Below are 18877 nucleotides of genomic sequence, written 5' to 3'. Positions count from 1 at the left end.
CGGTAAATTTTTCGGTGACAATGTAGGGGCAGACCTGAGTGTCTGCCCCGGTCGCTTTTGCGGCCTGCGATGCCGTCTGCTGCCACCGGGGCAACACCCAGGTCTGCCCCTACATTGTCATCACCGGATTTTTTACAGGAAGCAAAAGTTTATGGTAATGACAAGCCAAAAAACTTATCGCAAGTCCGCCCACTGCCTTACCGGTTGCTTCTAACAATTCACTACCGATAAGATGCCAGCCTGCACCGCTTAACGAAGCACCTAAAATGAACGATCCAACGAAGGAGAAATCCGCAATGAGACACCAACTAAGACTGATGATGTTGCTAGGGCTGACGTGCCTAGCCGGTTCCATGCCGGTTTGGGCGCAAGCCTCCGGTTCACTGGCGGAGTTGCGCGGTCAAGTGACTGACAGCACCGAAGCCGCCATTCCCAATGCCAAAATCACGCTCACCGATTTAAGCAAAGGCACCATCCGCACCGCGAATAGCGACGGCGAGGGCCATTACCAGTTCATCGGCTTGCTGCCGAGCCTCTATGAATTGAAAGTCGAAGCCTCCGGTTTCGCCACCGGCATCACCAAAGTTGAATTGACCGTCGGCCAGCAAGCCAGCGTGCCCATCAAACTCACCACCGGCGGCGTCGAAGTCAAAATTGATGTGGTCGCGGGTGCCGAGGTCGTCGAAACCCAGCGCTCCGAACAGTCCAACACCGTCGAAGCGCGCCAGATCAATAACCTGCCGATCAACCGCCGCAACTTTTTGGATTACGCCTTGCTGACGCCCGGCGTGGTGGATGCCGACAACATCGCCGACTCTTCAGATTTCCGCGTCGCGCAAACGCCGCAATCGGGTCTGTCGTTCGGTGGCAACAACGGGCGCGGCAATATGGTGCAGGTGGACGGGGCTGAAACGCTCGGTTCATCGGGCGGCGTGCAAGCCACCATCAGCCAGGAAGGCGTGCAAGAATTTCAGGTCGTGCGCAACAGCTTTAGCGCCGAATTCGGCGGCGCGTCGGGCGGCGTCGTCAACATCGTCTCGAAATCGGGCCGCAACGAATTGTTCGGCAGCGTCTTCGGCCTGTTCCGCAGCAAGACGTTCGATGCGCGCAACGCTTTCGATTTCAATCCGAACGGCAAGTCGCCGTTTAATCGCCAACAATACGGCGGCTCCATCGGCGGCCCGGTCAATAAAGACAAGACCTTTTTCTTTGCCGCCGTCGAACGCTTCAGCCAAACGCGCACCTCCTTCGTCAATCTGGCGAGCGATCCGACGATCTTCCAACCAACGGCCTCGCAAACGGCCTTGTTCAACTATTTGGGCGGTGTAGCGCAATTCGCGCCCGTGGCGGCGGGCTTGCGCGCGGCGTTGACGACGACGGCAGCGGCCTATCCGCGTACCTTGCAACTGTTCAACAGCGCCAGCGGCCAATTCCCCTTCGATGAATCGCAGACGCAATTCTCGACACGCCTCGATCACAATTTCAGCGACAAGAGCACGGGCTATCTGCGCTTCAACGTCACCAAAGGCAAGTTTGAAAATCAGGCGGCGGGCGCGCTGACGGCGGTCTCGCGCGGGCGCAAGATAGACGGCTTCAATGGCGGCGTAGTCGCGTCGCACAACTATCAATTCAATGCAACGGCGTTGAACGAATTGAAAGCGCAATACAGCTACACGCGCACGGGCTTTTTCACCAACGATCCGTTTGGGCCGGAAATCAACATCGAAGGCTTCGGCTTCTTCGGGCGCGACATTTTCCTGCCCTCCGAAACCATCGAACGGCATTACGACGTTTACGACAACTTCACCAAGATTGCCGGCAACCATACCTGGAAATTGGGCGGCTCGGCGTTCTTCCACCGCATCACGACGAACAGCGAAACCTTCTTTGGCGGGCGCTTCAATTTCGGCGCGGCGATCCCGCTCTCAAACATCATCGCCTTGAACCCGGCGCTTGGCCCAGCCGTGGCGACGGCCATTGGCGCGTATCTGACGGCCAATCAACCGAGCCTGCTGCCCGCGTTGGGCGCGCCGATCAATGCCTTGCAGTCGTATAACCTGAACCTGCCGATTGTGTATCAGCAGGGCTTCGGCGATGCGGGGGCGAACAGTTGGACGAACCGCTACGCCGTCTATGCGCAGGACGCCTGGAAGGTGCGCAACAATTTCACGCTCAATTATGGGCTGCGTTATGACGTTCACGATGAACCGTTTTTCGTGCCGACCTACAAACGCGACTGGCAACCGCGCGCCAGTTTCTCCTGGGATCCAAAAGGCGACGGCAAAACGGTGATTCGCGGCGGCGCGGGCATTTTCGTAGGCTTCCTCAACAACGCGGTGGCCAACGTGACCACTGAGTTGAGCGGCATGGGCGACCCCGGCAACATCAACATCGTGCTGGCGACGGCCACCTCAAATGCGTTGGGCTTGCCGACTTCGTTCACCGTGTACCAGACGCTGCTGGCGCGCGGCATCATTGGAACACGCACCATTGCGCTCGCTGACATCACCGCCGCGCCGATCAGTCTGTCGCCGGGGCCGGGCAAACCGCTGGAAGTACGCTTCCGCCAGGGGCCGAATTACCGCAACCCAACGACCTATCAAGCCAGCCTGGGCGCACAGCGCGATCTGGGCGCGGGTTTCTCGCTGGAATTGAGTTACCTGTACACGCGCGGTTTGCACGTCGCCCGCAACCGCGACATCAACCAATTCAAGCAAACTGGCCCGGTCAATCCGCTCAATCCGCTCGGCGGCCCGTCCTTTATTCGCTTCCCGACGGCGGCGCAAACGGCGGCGGGGTTGACCAGTGATTTCCGCAACCCGCTGCGCTTCCAGGATAATGTGTATGACACGACGGCTGATAGTTTTTATCACGGCTTCACGGCGCAAATTCAAAAGCGCTTCGCCAAAAACTTCAGCCTCAACGCGCATTACACCTTGTCCAAAGCGATTGACGAGGTGACCGATTTCAACAGCGATTTCTCGGCGCAAAATCCGCTCAACCTGCGGCTGGATCGCGCGCTGTCTTCGTTCGATCAACGCCATCGCTTTGTGGCGACGGCGGTGATTCTGAGCACCTTTGACAATCCGTTCCTGAAAGATTGGTTGCTGGCCCCGATTGTCGTGGCACAAAGCGGGCGGCCCTTCAACCTGTTGCTCGGCATTGACGCCAATGGCGACGGGCGTTCACAGAGCGACCGTCCGGGTCTGGCGGGCCGTAACACGGGCAAGGGCGAAGCGTTTTATAGCTTCGATCTGCGCCTGGCGCGGCGTTTCTTTGCCAAAGAGAACCGCTATCTGGAACTGACCGTCGAAGGCTTCAATCTTTTCAACCGCGTCAACTTTCTGGGCATCAACAACACCATCGGCGGAGCCTGTGTCGCCAATGGTCTGCCCAGCGTATGTACCACAGGCGCGACGCCCCTGACCGATTACAGCCTGCGCGGACGCGCCGATCAGAAACCGACCGCGCCGCTCGGTTTCACGTCGGCAGCCGACCCGCGCCAGATGCAATTCGGCATCCGGTATAACTGGTAAAAGGCGCTTCAGGCATGAGTAGCGCACTCGGCAGGTTGCGCTACTCATGCCCAGCAGTCGTCTCACTGCATTCGTGGCCGGGCTACGGATACAAAAATCACAAGCTGGCACTGGAGTTTAAGTTTGGCAGTAACACTGACGAAGACCGACGAGCACCAATTGCAGCAGGGAGGTGACGGCGGCGGTGCTGGTGAATTGGCGCAATATGGCGGCGGCAATGACGGCAAGCCTGAACGCGAACGCCAGCCGCCACCCGAAGGCTATCGCATTGCCATGTGGCTGACGCTCATCTGGGTGACGATGCTGTTCATCACGCTGGTCGTGGTTTACGTCTGGCTCGATGCGCAACATTCGCCGCTCACGACGCCGCGCCTGTTCTGGTTCAGTTCCGGCCTCGTGCTCGGTTGCAGCGGCACACTCGAAGCCGCCCGGCGCGCCCTGCGGCAACGGCGCGAAACGGATTTCAGCCGCTGGCTGGGGCTGACGATGGTGCTGGGGCTGCTCTTTTTAAGCGTGCAAGCGTTGGGATTGCGGCAACTTTCAACGGCGGGCTTTTTTGCCACCGTCAACAAACGCGCCTGGCTGGCGTTTTTGATTACGGGGGCGCACGGCGCGCATCTCTTCGGCGGGTTGCTAGCGCTGGTTTATCTGGTCGTCAAAAACAGCTTCGGCGATTGGACGACGCTGCGGCGGCGCGCGACGATGGATACCACGACGCTTTACTGGCATTTCATCGGCGCACTCTGGTTGTTTTTATTCGGAATGTTGTTTCTCTGGAATTGAACTATGACGATTGCTGATCTGCCGGCGCTCAATGCTTGCTTGAACGCCACGAGCGCGACGTTTTTGGCTTTGGGGTATTGGCAAATTCGCCGCAAACACATCATCGCGCATCGGGCCTGTATGAGCGCGGCCTTCCTGACCTCGACGGTGTTTCTGATCTCCTACCTCTTCTATCACTACCATCACGGCTCGACGAAGTTTCAAGGGCTGGGCGCGGCGCGTCTGGTGTACTTGACGATTTTGCTGACGCACACGGTGCTGGCCGCCGCCATCGTGCCGCTGATCCTGCTGACGTTGACGCGGGCGTTAAAAGGCGAGTTCGCGCGGCACAGAGCACTGGCGCGCTGGACGCTGCCGCTGTGGTTGTACGTGTCAGTGACCGGCGTCATCGTTTACCTGATGCTTTACCGAATGTACTAGATCGGTTTTCACATCAGTGTATGGGAAAAGCCGCGCAGCGGGACGGTATCGCGCGCGTGAGCAAGCGGAGCCTGTGCGATTCGGCCAAGGGCGTCAGCTTGACGTGCCGCTTGCTCACGCGCGCGGTATCGTCCCGGCACAACGCGCTCCCGTAAACGCAATTGCGAACCGATCTAAGCTCGGCGCTTTCCCGCACAAAAAAGACAGCGCCGCGAGCACGCACACGGCTTGCTCACGGCGCTGTCGGTTAAAGCAGGTGTAGGTTTAGAACCTGAACTTCAGCACCATCTCGATCTGGCGCGGGTCATTCGTCGTCAGCCCGTAGGTGCCAAATGTGCCGGAGCTTTGCAATTGCCCGACCTTCAAATTCTGCGTCGGATTCGCCGTGATCGTCGCGGGCAACACCGTGCCGCCCGTGCTGGTGTTGATGCTCGAACGGAACTGCGTGTGGTTGAACACGTTGGTCGCCTGCGCCGACAGGTTCAGCGCGTAGCGTTCGCCGAACTTGATGTTCCGCTCCAATGCGAGGTTGCTGTTCCAGGTGAGCGGCGAGCGGATGGCGCTGAAGCCCGCCGCCGACGTGCCGTACCAGAACAAGTCCGCGACCTGCGCACCGTTGGGCGTGGTCGCGACGCGCCCGGCGAAAGCGTCAATGTTGTATTTCAGGAAGCAGCGATTGCAGGGCGTGATGACGCGCCCGCTCGGCAACGTCACCGAGGTTTTGCCGTCGTACCATTTTTGCAAGGCCTTCGGTACCTCGAAGTCCACGCCCGGCACTAAATCGGGCAGGCCGTTAATCGCATTCGTCGCGCCGCCGGAAATTTGCGAAACCAGGCCGCTCTGAATCGAAGCCGAACCGCCCAGCCGCCAGCCGCCGAGCACGCCGTTCGCCACCTTGTTTTTCAAATCCAGCAGCTTGCCGCCGCCGATGGGCATGTCATACACCCACGAGGCCACGATGCGGTGCGGCAGGTCGTTGGTCGAAGGCTTGCGATTCGTCCGGTACAGATCGGGGCGAATGTTGGCAAAGTAATTGGCGTTGCTGTCGGCATAGCCGTTGTTGCTTTGCGCGTTGTAGTTGCTCATTTCGAGCAGCTTCGACCAGGTGTAATGCGCGTTGAATTGCAGGCCGCTCGAGAATTGCCGCGTCACTTGCAATTGCATGGCGTGGTAATCCGACTGGCCGACCGTGAGGTGAATGTTGTTGCCGTGATGCGGATAGGGGAAGGCGGTTTCGATGCGCTGAATCGTGCGGTTGCGGATGTTGCCCGCGCCGAACGGAATCAACGCGCCCGTCGCCGGTTGCCAGGGATTCTGCACCTGCTGCGTCGAAGGATTCGTCGCCCCGTTGCTTTGAATGTAGGTGTTGCGCCAATCGCTGAGCAACGCCTGATCCACCAGTTGCGCGCTGTTGATCGGGATGAAGGTCACTTGCAAACGGCTGCCGTGCGAACCGACGTAGCCCGCCGAGACGATCCAGTTGTTGCCGATCTTCTGTTCAAAGATGGCGTTCCACTGTTGCACATAACCGTTCTTGTAATCCTGCGGGAAGCGCCGCACGAGGCCGCCGTAAATGCCCGGATCGCTCTCGTTCGTGCCCGTCGGTTGCACGATGGTATTGATCGAAAGGCTGTTAAACGGGGCCACGAGCACACCCGCTGGCGATGTCCCATACGGCGATGAGTTGTTGCCCGCGTTCAGATTCGACGTGATGGTCGCGGGCGCAAACGGCCCCGCGCCATAAAAGCCCGGGCCGTCGTTGTAGCCCGTGTTCGACGGCACAAAGGTCAAGCCGTAACCGCCGCGCAGCACCAGCGAACGCCGCAGTTGATAGGCCACGCCGAAACGCGGGCCGAAGTCTGTGTATTCGGTCGGCCACATATTGCGCCGGTCAACATTGGCGCCGGGGAAAATGACCTTGCCCGCCGTGCCGAAGGGGTTTTTCTGATTCAGGTCAATCGAGCTGATGTGGTTAAACCTCTCGGTCGGTCCCGGTTGGATGTCGTAACGCAGACCCAGATTCAAGGTCAGCCGGTCATTCACGCGCCAGTCATTTTGCGTGTAAAGCGCCTGATACTTTTGCGCCAGCGCCAGCCGCACGGTGAAGCCCGAACGCACTTCCAAAAAGCCCGCGCCTAGCGCCACCGAAGCGAGCGCCAGGCCGTTGTACGTGGCGTCGGGCGTGGCGGGCAAGCCCGTGGTCGAACCGTCGGCATTGATGTTCGCGCGCGTGTATTGATCGCCCGTCACGATGTTGACGGAATCAAACAGGTCATTGTAATTCGACAACAAGACGCGATAAGTGCCGCCGAATTTGTGCGTCCAGCGCCCGTGCGTCCAGGTCATGCTGGCGTTGAAATCGGAATTGGTCTGGCGTTCGCGTTTGTGCAGAAACATGTTGAAGCTGAGATCGCTGACGCGCCCGGGTTGGAAGGTCGGCGGTGAGCCGCCCGTCAAATCCAACGCCTGAATTTCTTTGGGAATGCCGAATTGATTGAAGTCGAAATCTTTGAACGCATCGGCTTCGTTGTCGCTGTGAATGCGATTGACGCCGAAACGCACGTCGAGCACCAGCGACGGTTTGATTGACCAGGTATCGCCGATGGAGATGTACGGATTCTTGTCCGGCTGCTTATTGCCGACGAATTCGTTGCGGCTGTAATAGGGATTGTCGCCGCCCCACGAACGCGGCGTTTGAATGTTGCCCATCTGAAGGCCGCCCGTCGAATAGAAATTATGGTTGCGCCAGTTCCAATCCACGCGCGAGTTGACGTTGTTTTTGCGGAAGGTTTGCAGCCCGCGATTGAAAAAGTTGTTGTTGTTAAACACGTCGTCCGGCGTGCGGTTGGGCAGCGGATAGGCTTTGAGCAACGCCAGCCCCTGCGCGTTCAAGCGCGTCGTGGGCAGCGCCGTGGTATGCACCAAGCCCGCCGCATCGGTGAAGGTCGGAAACTGCGCGCGGGTGTATTGCGAAGTCGTGCCGACGCGCGTCACGTTGAACGGATCGAAGATTTTGATCGGCACCGGCTTGCCGCCGACGTTGATGTAAGTCTCGCTGAAATCGCCCGCGCGTTCCTTGGCTGTTGGCACGGTCTTCAAATAATCGTAGTTGCGGTTGAAATACAGCCCTTCGTAACTGGCGAAGAAAAACGCCCGGTCGCGCAGGATGCGTCCGCCATAAGTGCCGCCGTAAGTGTGCGACTTGAACGGCCCACGCCCGATGTTCTGGGCGTTGTTGCTGAATGAATTGGCGTTCAACGCTTCGTTGCGAATGCGATAGAAACCCGTGCCGTGAAAATCATTGCTGCCGCCTTTGGTCGTGAAAATGACGACGCCTTGGGCGCGGCCATACTCCGCCGAGTAATTGTTGGTGATCGTCTTGACCTCTTGCAGCGCGTCCTGATTGGGCAGCACGGCGACTTCGTTCCAGGCCGAACCTTGCACGCTGACGCCGTCCAGCACGATGTCATTTGAGAAGGCCGAGCCGCCATTGATGCCGATGGCCGAAGCCTGCCGCCGTCCGTCAATGCCGATGCCGAAGGAGGTCGTGCTTTGCGTATTGTTAAACGCGCCGCGCGGCGTGATGCCCGCTTGCAGCGCGACATACGAGAAAGGGTTGTGCGTGATGTTCGGCAGCGTTTGCACGACGCGTTCGTTGACGCTGCCGCCCACAGTGGCGCTGGTCGTTTGCAGCGTTGCCGCATCCGCCGTGATGGTCACGGTGTCATTGGTCGCGCCCGCCTGTAACCTGATTTCGAGTTGCAGGGTCTGCGCGGTCAGTACGTTGACGCCCGTGCGGCTGGCGCGCGAAAAACCCGACGCGGCTTTTTCGACGTTGACCGTATACGTGCCCGGCGCGAGATAAGGCACGTTGAAATTGCCTGTCGCATCGGTGACAGCGGTAGTCGAAACATTGGTTTCGGCATTAATGACAGTGACAGTCGCGCCGGGAATGACGGCGCCCGTCGGGTCAGTCACGGTGCCGGTGATCGCACCCGATTTGATCTGGGCGAACGCGCTGCCAGCGCACAAAAGCATGGCACACAGCACGGCCAAGCTGCCTGCCGCTGCGCCGAAAGGATTCTTTCCAAGGCTCGTCATTTTGTTTTCCTCGTGAATGGGTCTGCGCTACCGGCCTGACCAAATTCGTGCAGATGACTCAGGTCAAGCCGTTCCTGGATTGATTGGGAATTGGTTTTACCACTTGATAATGTTTTTGCCAACCATCAATCGGCATTGTGGCTGTTGTCAGCAGAGGCTTTTTGTAATGGCGCTTGCGGTTGCCAGGTAATGCTGGAACGGTACCGCGCGCGTAAGCAAGCGGCGCATCAATTTTGCGTCATTGGTTGAACCGTTAAACCTCCGCTTGCTCACGCGCGCGGTACCGTCCCGCTGCGGGTGTTTTCCGCCCACCGCAGTGAAAACCGATCTAAAAAGTCAGTGACGTTCAGCGATACTCGCTTGGGCGAACCGCTGAACGCCGCTGGCCGACCTGTTGAATTGATACGCCGCCGCTCAACCTCACCAGTCTGGCCTTAAAACTCCAGCCGCAAACTCATCTGCAAATTGCGGCTGTTCTTGGCCCGCTTGATCGTACCCGCCGTCGCCACGTCAACGTTATTTTCCGGCAAGCCGAAATTCGGATGGTTGGGCAGGTTGAACGCTTCGAGCCGGTATTGAAAAGCTTTGCTTTCGCCAAAGCGGAAGCGGCGCGAGAGCGAAGTGTTGATGATGACGGTGCCGGGGCCGTCCAGAATGTTGCGGCCTGAATTGCCGAAGCGATAGGAACCCGTCGGCACGACGACAAAGGCGCTGCGGTCGTACCAGCGGTCTACGGTCGGATTGTCTACTTTGCCGGAAGCCAGGCGGTCGGGGCGCGTGGCTTCGCCGTTGGCGAAATTCACCGTGGCGACGCGCGGCGTGAAGGGCTGCCCGCTGTAGATATTGCTGGTGCCCGCCAATTGCCAATCGCGCGCCAGCCAGTGTTTCGAGAACGTCGGCGACCAAATGAAGCTGCCCGCAAAGGCGTGGCCGATGTCGAAATCGGAGCGCCCGCGTTCGAGCTTCAAATTGCGCGAGTCCTGCGCGGCGGAAAAGTTGAAGGCAATCGTGCCGCCCGTGTTGGACGATTCGTCAATGGATTTCGACCAGGTGTAAGAAGCCCGCAGGAAGAGCTGTTTTGAGACCCGCCGCCGCACCGTCAACTGGCCGGAGTTGTAAATCGAATTCGAGCCATCGTTGATAATGTTGATCGAACTGAAGGCCGGATAGGGCCGGATGGTGCTGGTCGCCTGCGTGCGGCCCGCTTGGTTCAAATCGTAGCGCCGTTGCAAGTGCGTGCCCTTTGATCCGGCATACGCCACTTCGACTACGGTGCCGCGACCAAGTTCGCGTTCCAGCGCCAGGCTCCACGATTGCGTGTATTGATTGACGGGCGCAGTGCTTTCCTGCCCGAAGCTGCTGGTCACGCCGCTGAAGCCGCGCCGGTCGGTCGGGAACGGATTTGACAGCGTCAAACGGCGCGGATCGGTCGTGACGCGGCTGAACGTTTCGGTCACGCCGAACGGATAGGTGTCGTTGTATTCGTCCATCCGATAGAGCGAACTCGAGCCGTAAAAGATGCCGTAGCCACCGCGCAGCACCGTCTTGTTATTGCCGAAGACGCGCCAGGCAAAGCCGAAACGCGGTGCGAAATTGTTCTTGTCGGTGCGCACGATGGTGTCGGGCAAGCCCACGTCAGCGGTTTTGACGATGTAGGGCGTCAGGTTCGCCGCCGCGATGCGCGCGTTGAAATCGGCTTCGGATAACTGGCCCGTGCCCGCGACGACAATCTTGCCGAGCGCGGGAATGAATTCGGCCAGCGCGTTGTATTTCTCTTTCGGCTGTTTCATCAAGTCATAGCGCACACCGAGATTCAGCGTCAGGTTGCGGCTGACCTTCCAATCATCCTGCACATAGCCCGCGTAATTCGAGACCAGATGATAGGGGCCGGTGGCGTCCAATTGGCGACGGTCGCTGTCAATCCAGCCTAGCAGGAAATCGGCGATGGGGTTGCCGCTGAACCGTCCGAGGAAATTGACGCGCCCGCGCGTGTCGCCGTAACTGCGCGAGAAATACTGCATGCGCAAAAAGTCCGCGCCGAATTTGAACGAGTGCTTGCCGCGAATCCAAGTCAGCGCGCCCGCGTATTGATAGTTGTTGAAGGCCCAGATTTTCGGAATGTCATACGCCGGGCCAAGCGGCAGGTAGCCCGTAAAGACCAGGTAAGGCGGCCCCGCCGCGATCGGATTTTTCGTGCCGCCGTTGAAGCCGGTTTCCGCCGCCCAGTCGCTGTTGTCGGCGCTGTAAGGCCAGACCTCGCGATTGTCGCGGCGCGAATAATTGGCGCTCGCTTCCAGATACATCGTCGGCGTGAAAGTGCGCAGATAACGAATGTAGGTCAGCACTTCGTTCGGCGTATTCGACGAACCGAAAAGGGGCAGCGGCGAACGGCTGCCGTTGACAGGCGTCCAGGTGCTGCGCCCGCGCCAGAACGCGCCCGCCGTCAAGCGGTCTTTGTCGCTCAGGGTGTGATCAATTTTGGCGCTGAAGCTGTCGAAAGAAGACCGCGCATTGCCTTGTGTGACAAAGTTGAACGGGCCGCTACTTAGGTTGGGCGCGGGGAAATACTTGAGCAGTTTCAGCGCGACCGGGTCCATGCGGCTGAGCGGAATCTGGTTATTCGCAAACGGCACTTTGTTCACCGTGTCGGTCAGCACCAGCGGTTTGCCAGCGGCATCGGTGACTTTGGAAAAATCGCCGCGCAACATTTCCGGCGTCGGCGTCAACGCGCGTTCAGCATTGCCGTCAACCTGCCGCAGCGAATCCCAGGCGAACAGAAAGAAGGTGCGATTGCGCCCGTTGTAAATTTTCGGAATCCAGACCGGCCCCGAAACCGTCGCGCCGAATTGATTGCGGCGCAGCTTCAAGCGTTCGGGGTCGAAATAGCCTTTGGCGTCAAACACATCGTTGCGCATGAATTCATAGAGCGCGCCGTGAAAGCGATTGCTGCCGCTCTTGGTCACGGCGGTGAGCATGCCGCCCGCATAACGCCCGTATTCCGCCGAGAAACCCGAGGTCAGCATTTTGAATTCCTGAATGCTCTCAAGCGGCGGATTGATGACCGCGCCCGTGTTGCGCCGTTGCGTGTTGTTCATCCCATCCAGCAAAAAGCCCGTGTTGTCGCCGCGCCCGCCATTCACCGCGAACGAGCCGTCGCCGCCATCGCCACGCGGAATCACGCCGCCCGTCAGCAAGGCCAGGTCGCTGAAGCTGCGCCCATCCAGGGGTAACTCGGCCACCTCGGCGGCGGTCGTGACTTCGCCGCGCGTGCCGGTTTCGGTGTTGAGCGCCGTCGGCGTATCGGTGACGTTGACGGTCTCGGTCGCCGCGCCCACTTCCAGGCGGATGTCTATGCGCAAGACCTGGCTGACCGCCAGCGTGAAACTGTCGCGCCGATACGCGCGAAAGCCGTTGGCGTGCGCTTCGAGCGCATGACTGGCGGGGTTCAGATAAGGCAAGACGAAATCGCCGGCTTCATTCGTCACCGTTTGCTGGCTGATGTTGGTGTCCAGATTGGTGACCTTGATCGTCGCGCCGGCCACAACCGCGCCATTGGCGTCAGTCACGCGGCCCGTCACGCCTGCCGCAGGGGTTTGCCCCGTTACGGTGTTGGAGGCGGTGATTGCCGTCAGCAGCAAGATGAAAGCGAATGCATAGTTTTTCATGACGATCTCCAGTGGAAGGTTTTGACTTCGTGTCGGCCCCATGCGCCAACTGTTTAGTGCGGCGGCGGGATTTTGCTACTGACGGGCGGGCGGCACAAGCGGGGAAGAACAGTCGCACCCAAAAAAATGGCGCGGCGTTTGGCCGCTGCGAGATTGCCTTTCCGCGCCAACGAGGCTAAGTTTCGCCGCACCACAAACCCAATGGGGTCGCGCAGGTTCCCACCTTGCGCCGCTCCCGGTTGAGAAAATCCATGATGAAAAACACACCCCAAACAAAGTTCCTACGTCCTTCAATCATCAGCGCTTTGTTCTGTTTCAGCGCGCTTGCGCTCGGACTGGCCGCCGCACAATCACGCCAGGAAATCAAACTGACGCAAGGCACCAACATCGCCGTGGCGCTGTCGCCCGACGGCAAAACGCTGGTTTTTGATTTGCAAGGCACGCTGTGGCGAATGCCCGCGACGGGTGGCAAAGCGACGGCCATCACCGATGAATTCAACGATGCACGTCAACCCGCCTGGTCGCCCGATGGCAAACGCCTCGCCTTTCAATCTTACCGCGACGGCAACTTTCATCTCTGGACAGTCGCGCCTGACGGCAAGCAATTGACGCAACTCACTAGCGGCACATTTGACGACCGCGAACCGCACTGGTCGCCCGATGGCAAGCGCCTCGCCTTCGCCTCAGATCGCGGCGGCAATTACGACATCTGGACGCTTGAACCGGCGAGCGGGAAGCTCGAACAACTCACGCGCGACACGGCGAATGATTACAACCCCGCTTGGTCGCCCGATGGCAAACAGATTGCCTTTGTCTCTGAACGCAATGCCGGACGCGGCCTTTGGTTGTGGCAGGTTGAGAATCGCCAAGAGTCTTTGTTGAGCAAATCGAATGCGACCCTTGCCGCGCCCTCGTGGTCGGCGGATGGCCAGCAGGTGCTCTTTCAATCCGGCGAACGCACGAGCGGCAAGGCCGAGTTGTGGGCCAAGGCGGTTGGTTCCGAAGAGCAACCGCGCGTGCTCAGCGCCGCCGCTGAAGATGTCTTTCCGTTCCGCGCGGCGTGGCTGTCGGCCAGCGAATTCCTTTACACCGCTGACGGGCAAATCAAACGCGCGAACTTGAATAGCGCGCAACGCACCACGCAGGCCTTTGAAGCGACAGTCAAATTGAATCGCCCGGCGTATGCGCGCAAAAAACGCGATTTCGATTCGACCGCGCCGCGTCGCGTTCTCGGCATTTACGCGCCTGCCGTTTCGCCCGATGGTCAGCGCGTCGCCTTCACCGCGCTCGGCGATTTGTGGCTGGCCGAGATGGGCAAGCCACCCGAACGCCTCACTAACGATGTTTTCGTGCAAACCCATCCGCGTTGGTCGCCCGACGGCACAAAGCTGATTTACATCGCCGACAACCAAGGCGCGATGGATGTGTGGCAGCGCGACCTGAAAACCGGCGCAGAGCGTTTGCTGGCCGACCCGCCACTGGACGCCAACCTGCCGGTGCTGTCGCCCGACGGCAAACGCATCGCGTTCTTTGCGGGGTTGGCGTTGGGCGCGACGTTACAGGTGTTCGACATTGAATCCGGCAAAACCAAAGCCGTGCTCAATCGCTCGATTCAAGCCACCACACTTTCGTGGACGCCCGACGGCAAAGCGCTCGCCGTGCCGATCCTGCATCCGCATTCGACGCGCTACCGCGAAGGCTTTTATCAAGTAGACGTCATCCCGGTAGATGGGCCTGTTGACGGCAGCGCAGGTTACAGCCTCGCGCCCAATCCCGAACGCACGCTGAGTTACGGCACGCTCGCGCCCGATGGCCGCACGCTGGCGTATGTCGAAGACGGCAGGCTGTCGGTCGTCGCGTTGAATGAACAAGGCCGCCTCGCAGGCATGCCGCGCCGCGTCAACGCAGACCTAGCCGATTGGCTGAGTTGGACGGGCGATAGCAAGTCGGTCGTTTATCAATCGCTCGACCGCATCAAAAAAGTCAGTCTCGACACCGGTCGTGTCGAAGAGTTCAACACGCTAATCGAATGGCAACCCGCGCAGCCCACCGGCACACTGGTCATCCACGCCGGACGAATGTTCGACGGCAAGTCATCCGACTATCAACGCAACGTGGATGTCATCATCGAGGGCAATCGCATCAAAGAAATCGTCGCACATAACGACGCGCGGCACACTGGCAACGTCATTGACGCCAGCGACAAGACGGTCATGCCCGGCTTGTTTGAGATGCACGGACATCAAAGCCTCACGCTCGGCGAAAAGCTCGGGCGCACCTGGCTCGCCTTTGGCATCACGTCGGTGCGCGAACCCGGCACTGATCCGTATGACGGCGCCGAGCGCCGCGAAGCCTGGGCTGCCGGACAACGACCGGGGCCGCGCAATTTTTTCAGCGGACGCCTGCTCGATGGCAACCGCGTTTATTACAGCATTGCCGAGGGCGTTGCCACAGAGGCGCATTTGGATTTGGTGTTGCAGCGCGCGCGCGTGCTTGAGTACGACCTGATTAAGACCTATGTGCGCATGCCTGACCTGTGGCAAAAGAAAATCGCGGCCACGGCGCATCAGATGGGCGTGCCGACTTCATCGCACGAACTCTGGCCGGCGGCGAGTTATGGCATGGACGCCGTCGAACATCAGAGCGCCACCAGCCGGCGCGGCTATTCGCCGAAGCTCAGTTTGATTGGACGCGGCTATGACGACGTCGTGCAGATCCTGGCGCAGACCAAGATGAATTACACGCCGACGCTGATTTTGTCGGGCCTGTCGTATCAACTCGCCGAACAGCCGGAGTTGCTGACGAACAAACAATTCGTTGCGCTCAACGGGGAAGCAGGCGTGCAGGCCTTGCAAGCACGCGCCGCCGCTGGCCGCTCGCCCGTGATGCACGACCTCGTCGCCACGCAAGGCCAGGTCTCGCTCGCCGTGCTCAAAGCCGGAGGCCGCGTCACAGCGGGCACCGATTCGCCGATCATTCCTTACGGCTTTTCGCTGCAACTCGAATTGCAGATGTTCGTGCGCGCGGGCTTCACCCCGGCTGAGGCCATTCGTTCGGCAACGCTCTGGTCGGCGGAAGCGGTCGGTGTCGGCAACGATCTGGGCAGCGTCGAGCGCGGCAAGCTGGCGGATTTGGTGATTGTCGCAGGCGACCCGTTAAAGAACATTGCTGATACGCTGAACGTCGCCGTGACGATCAAAAACGGCAGAGCCTATACGCTTCAAGCGTTGTTGACACAGCCGCGTTGAGCGGCAATTTGACGCGGGGACAGTACCGCGCGCGTGAGCAAGCGGAGCGTTTAACGCTGGGACAGTACCGCGCGCGTGAGCAAGCGGAGCGTTTAACGCTGGGACAGTACCGCGCGTGAGCAAGCGGCGCGTTGGCAGTCCAACCAATGACGCAAGCTTGACGCGCCGCTTGCTCACGCGCGCGGTACTGTCCCGCAGTTTGGCAAGGAATCTTCGATGCAAAAACAACTCATTCGGACTGTGTTGTTGCTGTTGCTGTTGATTGGCGGCTGTTTGTCTGTCGTGGCGCAAGCAACCCGTTGGACGGAAGCGCAGGCGCAGGGCTGGTACACGCGCCAGCCCTGGCTGGTCGGCAGCAATTACACGCCGGCCAACGCCATCAACCAACTCGAAATGTGGCAGGCCGATTCGTTTGACCCGGCGACGATTGATAAGGAATTGGGCTGGGCCGCAGGCTTGGGTATGAATACGATGCGCGTCTTTCTGCACGACTTGCTGTGGCAGCAAGACGCCGCTGGCTTCAAAAAACGGCTCGATCAATTCCTGCGCCTCTGCGCAAAACACAAAATCAAACCAATGCTCGTGTTGTTTGATTCGGTGTGGGACCCAAACCCGCAACTCGGCAAGCAGCGCGCGCCCAAACCCGGCGTACACAATTCGGGCTGGTTGCAAAGCCCCGGTGCGCAGGCCTTGCAAGACGCCATGCAATACGCGCGGCTGGAAGCTTATGTCAAAGGCGTAGTCGGCGCGTTTGCCAAAGACCAGCGCATCCTCGCCTGGGATGTCTGGAACGAGCCGGACAACATGAACGGTTCGAGTTATGGCAAGCTGGAACCGCCCAACAAGATCGCGCTGGTCGCAGCGCTCTTGCCCAAGGTTTTTGCCTGGGCGCGGGCGGCGGGCGCGCGGCAACCGTTGACGGCGGGCGTCTGGAAGGGCGATTGGTCAACGGACGCTAAGCTGAGCGCGATGGACAAAATCATGCTCGAACAGTCCGACGTGATCTCGTTCCACAGCTATGAAGACGGCGCGAAATTCGAGCAGCGCATTCAATCGTTACAACGGTTCAAACGCCCGCTGCTCTGCACCGAATACATGGCGCGCGGCGCGAAAAGTACGTTTGAAGGTTCGCTGCCTGTCGCTCAAAAATATCGCGTCGCCGCGATCAACTGGGGCTTCGTGCAAGGCAAGACGCAAACGCATCTGCCCTGGGATTCGTGGCAAAAGCCTTACGTGGATCGCGAACCGGCGGTCTGGTTTCACGAGATTTTCAGGCCCGATGGCTCGCCCTATCGCGTCGAAGAGGTCGAACTGATTCGCCGGCTGACCGGCCAAACCGGCGCAAGAAAATGAAAGGCCGGTACGGCCGTTCGACAAGTTTCCGGTTAAAACTCATTCTCGGAGGATCAAGAACATGAAAATTACAGTTTTATTCGCACTCGTCCTGCTTTCGCTGCCGGCTTTCGCCCAAACGATTCCATCAGCGGAAGAACAAATTGCGGCGACGATTCAGGCCGCCCCTGAAGAAATGCGCGCGGGCGCGGCGGTGCTGGGGTACAACGCCGAAGGCAAGCTGATTGAATTGCGTAAGGGTACGAATGAATTGATCTGTCTTGCCGATGATCCCAAAGACGCGGCGCGCTTCAGCGCGGCCTGTTATCACAAAGACCTCGAACCATTCATGGCGCGCGGGCGTGAGCTGACGGCGCAAGGCATCACGGGCGGCAATCGCAACGCCGAGTATCGCTGGAAGGAAATCAAAGAAGGCAAACTGAAAATGCCGCGCGAACCGCGCATGCTCTATGTGCTCTCCGGCAAAAGCTACGACGCGGCGAGCGGCAAGGTGGTGGATGGGCAGGTGCGCTGGGTGATTTATGTGCCGTTTGCGACGGCGGAATCCACCGGGCTTTCGACCAAATCCAAACGCGGCGAACCGTGGTTGATGGATGCGGGCACGGCGGGCGCGCACATTATGATTACGCCGCCCGCGAAGTAGCTGAATTTCTCGCATTAGATCAGTTTGCAATTGCGTATACGGGGCAGCGTGTGGAGACGGTACCGCGCGCGTCAGCAAGCGACACAGCGTCGTTGCACCAGTGGTTCAACGGCTCAAACACCGCTTGCTGACGCGCGCGGTACCGTCCCGCCGCTCAGTGTTTTCCCGTACACCGAAGTGAAAACCGATCTAGGTTGGCAGGAAGCCGTGTACAGCGGCATCCCAGCGATTCTGTGCCTTGAGAATCAATTCGACGGCTTCGCGCACGGCGCCGCGTCCGCCGGGCTTGGCGGTGACATAGTGCGCGCGTTGCAAGACATCGGGCACGGCATCGGCTACGGCAATGCCCAACCCGGCGCGCAACAGCGGCGCGAGATCGGGCAAGTCGTCTCCGATATAAGCGATCTGTTCATCGGTGAGTTGTTCGGCCTGGCGTAGTTGTTCGTAAACGCTGAATTTGTCGGCGACGTTTTGATAGAGATAGTCGAAAGCCAATTCGCGCGCGCGTGTCTCAAGCGCCCGCGACGCGCGCCCGCTGATGAGGCCGAGTTTCAAGCCGGCTTGCCGGGCCAGCCGCAAACCTTGGCCATCGTGAATGTGGAAGACCTTGGTCGTTTCCGCCGCGTGGCCGTCGGTTACTGAATAAATGACGCTGCCATCCGTCAGCACGCCATCACAATCCAGCAGCAGCAAACGAATGTGGCGTGCCCGTGCTTCGATTTCAGTCAGAGGAAGCGGCATAAAGGAACAGTCAATGTTGCTCTTTTCTCAGGGTGATGTTGAGCTTCGATTGTTAATCTGCCCAGAAGGCCTCGCGATTAAAGAGAAGCAGGTAGAATAGAAAATAGGCCAATAAGGTAAATAGACCCCATTCGATTTTGCCCAATATGACGACCCAATAACGAAGGCGGTCTGCTTGTGCTGAAAGTGGCCCATGTTGAAGCGTGATTTTGCCACCAACGTAAAGCGCTAATGGAATATAGAAAGCCATTCCTATGAGCCAGATTGCCATTGCCGATTCTCTAAATGAGGTAAACAGTAACAGCCAAAACAGCGGAATTGCCACCAACGTGAATAGCCATTTGAGCAGTAGATTTTTGGACGATTCAGCCATCGCTAAAACGCAGG

10 protein-coding genes are annotated in these 18877 nt (G+C 59.2%); 6 read left to right on the top strand and 4 right to left on the bottom strand.

Annotated elements, in window-relative coordinates:
• Positions 1-296 precede the first annotated feature (296 nt).
• The 3 genes from HY011_16425 to HY011_16415 all read left to right on the top strand — a co-directional run bounded on the left by HY011_16425 (position 297) and on the right by HY011_16415 (position 4739).
• Positions 297-3536 carry a TonB-dependent receptor gene (locus HY011_16425; GenBank protein MBI3424520.1) on the top strand — a complete coding sequence of 1080 codons (3240 nt, stop codon included), beginning with the start codon at positions 297-299 and terminating at the stop codon, positions 3534-3536.
• 123 nt (positions 3537-3659) lie between these two features.
• Positions 3660-4319, top strand: a complete 660-nt coding sequence (locus HY011_16420) for a cytochrome c oxidase subunit 3 (GenBank protein ID MBI3424519.1) — start codon at positions 3660-3662, stop codon at positions 4317-4319.
• A gap of 3 nt (positions 4320-4322) precedes the next feature.
• Positions 4323-4739, top strand: coding sequence for a DUF420 domain-containing protein (locus tag HY011_16415; GenBank protein MBI3424518.1), 417 nt, complete (start codon positions 4323-4325; stop codon positions 4737-4739).
• 264 nt (positions 4740-5003) lie between these two features.
• On the opposite strand, the gene HY011_16410 is transcribed toward HY011_16415, so the two are convergent.
• Complete coding sequence (locus HY011_16410; GenBank protein MBI3424517.1) at positions 5004-8840, bottom strand: TonB-dependent receptor; 3837 nt, start codon at positions 8838-8840, stop codon at positions 5004-5006.
• A gap of 434 nt (positions 8841-9274) precedes the next feature.
• Positions 9275-12505 (bottom strand): TonB-dependent receptor, encoded by a 3231-nt coding sequence (locus HY011_16405; GenBank protein MBI3424516.1) that lies wholly within the window; start codon positions 12503-12505, stop codon positions 9275-9277.
• Between the two features lie 254 nt (positions 12506-12759).
• Between HY011_16405 and HY011_16400 the strand changes: the two genes are divergently transcribed.
• The 3 genes from HY011_16400 to HY011_16390 all read left to right on the top strand — a co-directional run bounded on the left by HY011_16400 (position 12760) and on the right by HY011_16390 (position 17749).
• On the top strand, positions 12760-15753 hold the full coding sequence (locus tag HY011_16400; GenBank protein ID MBI3424515.1) for a PD40 domain-containing protein: 2994 nt from the start codon (positions 12760-12762) through the stop codon (positions 15751-15753).
• A gap of 216 nt (positions 15754-15969) precedes the next feature.
• Positions 15970-17106, top strand: coding sequence for a cellulase family glycosylhydrolase (locus HY011_16395; GenBank protein MBI3424514.1), 1137 nt, complete (start codon positions 15970-15972; stop codon positions 17104-17106).
• Between the two features lie 61 nt (positions 17107-17167).
• Complete coding sequence (locus HY011_16390; protein MBI3424513.1) at positions 17168-17749, top strand: hypothetical protein; 582 nt, start codon at positions 17168-17170, stop codon at positions 17747-17749.
• 189 nt (positions 17750-17938) lie between these two features.
• Here HY011_16390 and HY011_16385 read toward each other — a convergent pair whose 3' ends face one another.
• A complete protein-coding gene (locus HY011_16385) occupies positions 17939-18490 on the bottom strand; it encodes an HAD hydrolase family protein (GenBank protein ID MBI3424512.1) in 552 nt (183 codons plus the stop codon).
• A 52-nt stretch (positions 18491-18542) separates the two neighbouring features.
• Positions 18543-18863, bottom strand: a complete 321-nt coding sequence (locus HY011_16380; GenBank protein MBI3424511.1) for a hypothetical protein — start codon at positions 18861-18863, stop codon at positions 18543-18545.
• Positions 18864-18877: the final 14 nt, after the last annotated feature.

It is taken from the genome of Acidobacteriota bacterium (assembly GCA_016196035.1).
Lineage (GTDB): Bacteria > Acidobacteriota > Blastocatellia > RBC074 > RBC074 > JACPYM01.
The sequence above is the reverse complement of the archived record's forward strand: the minus strand, read 5'-3'. Positions and strand labels throughout refer to the sequence as shown.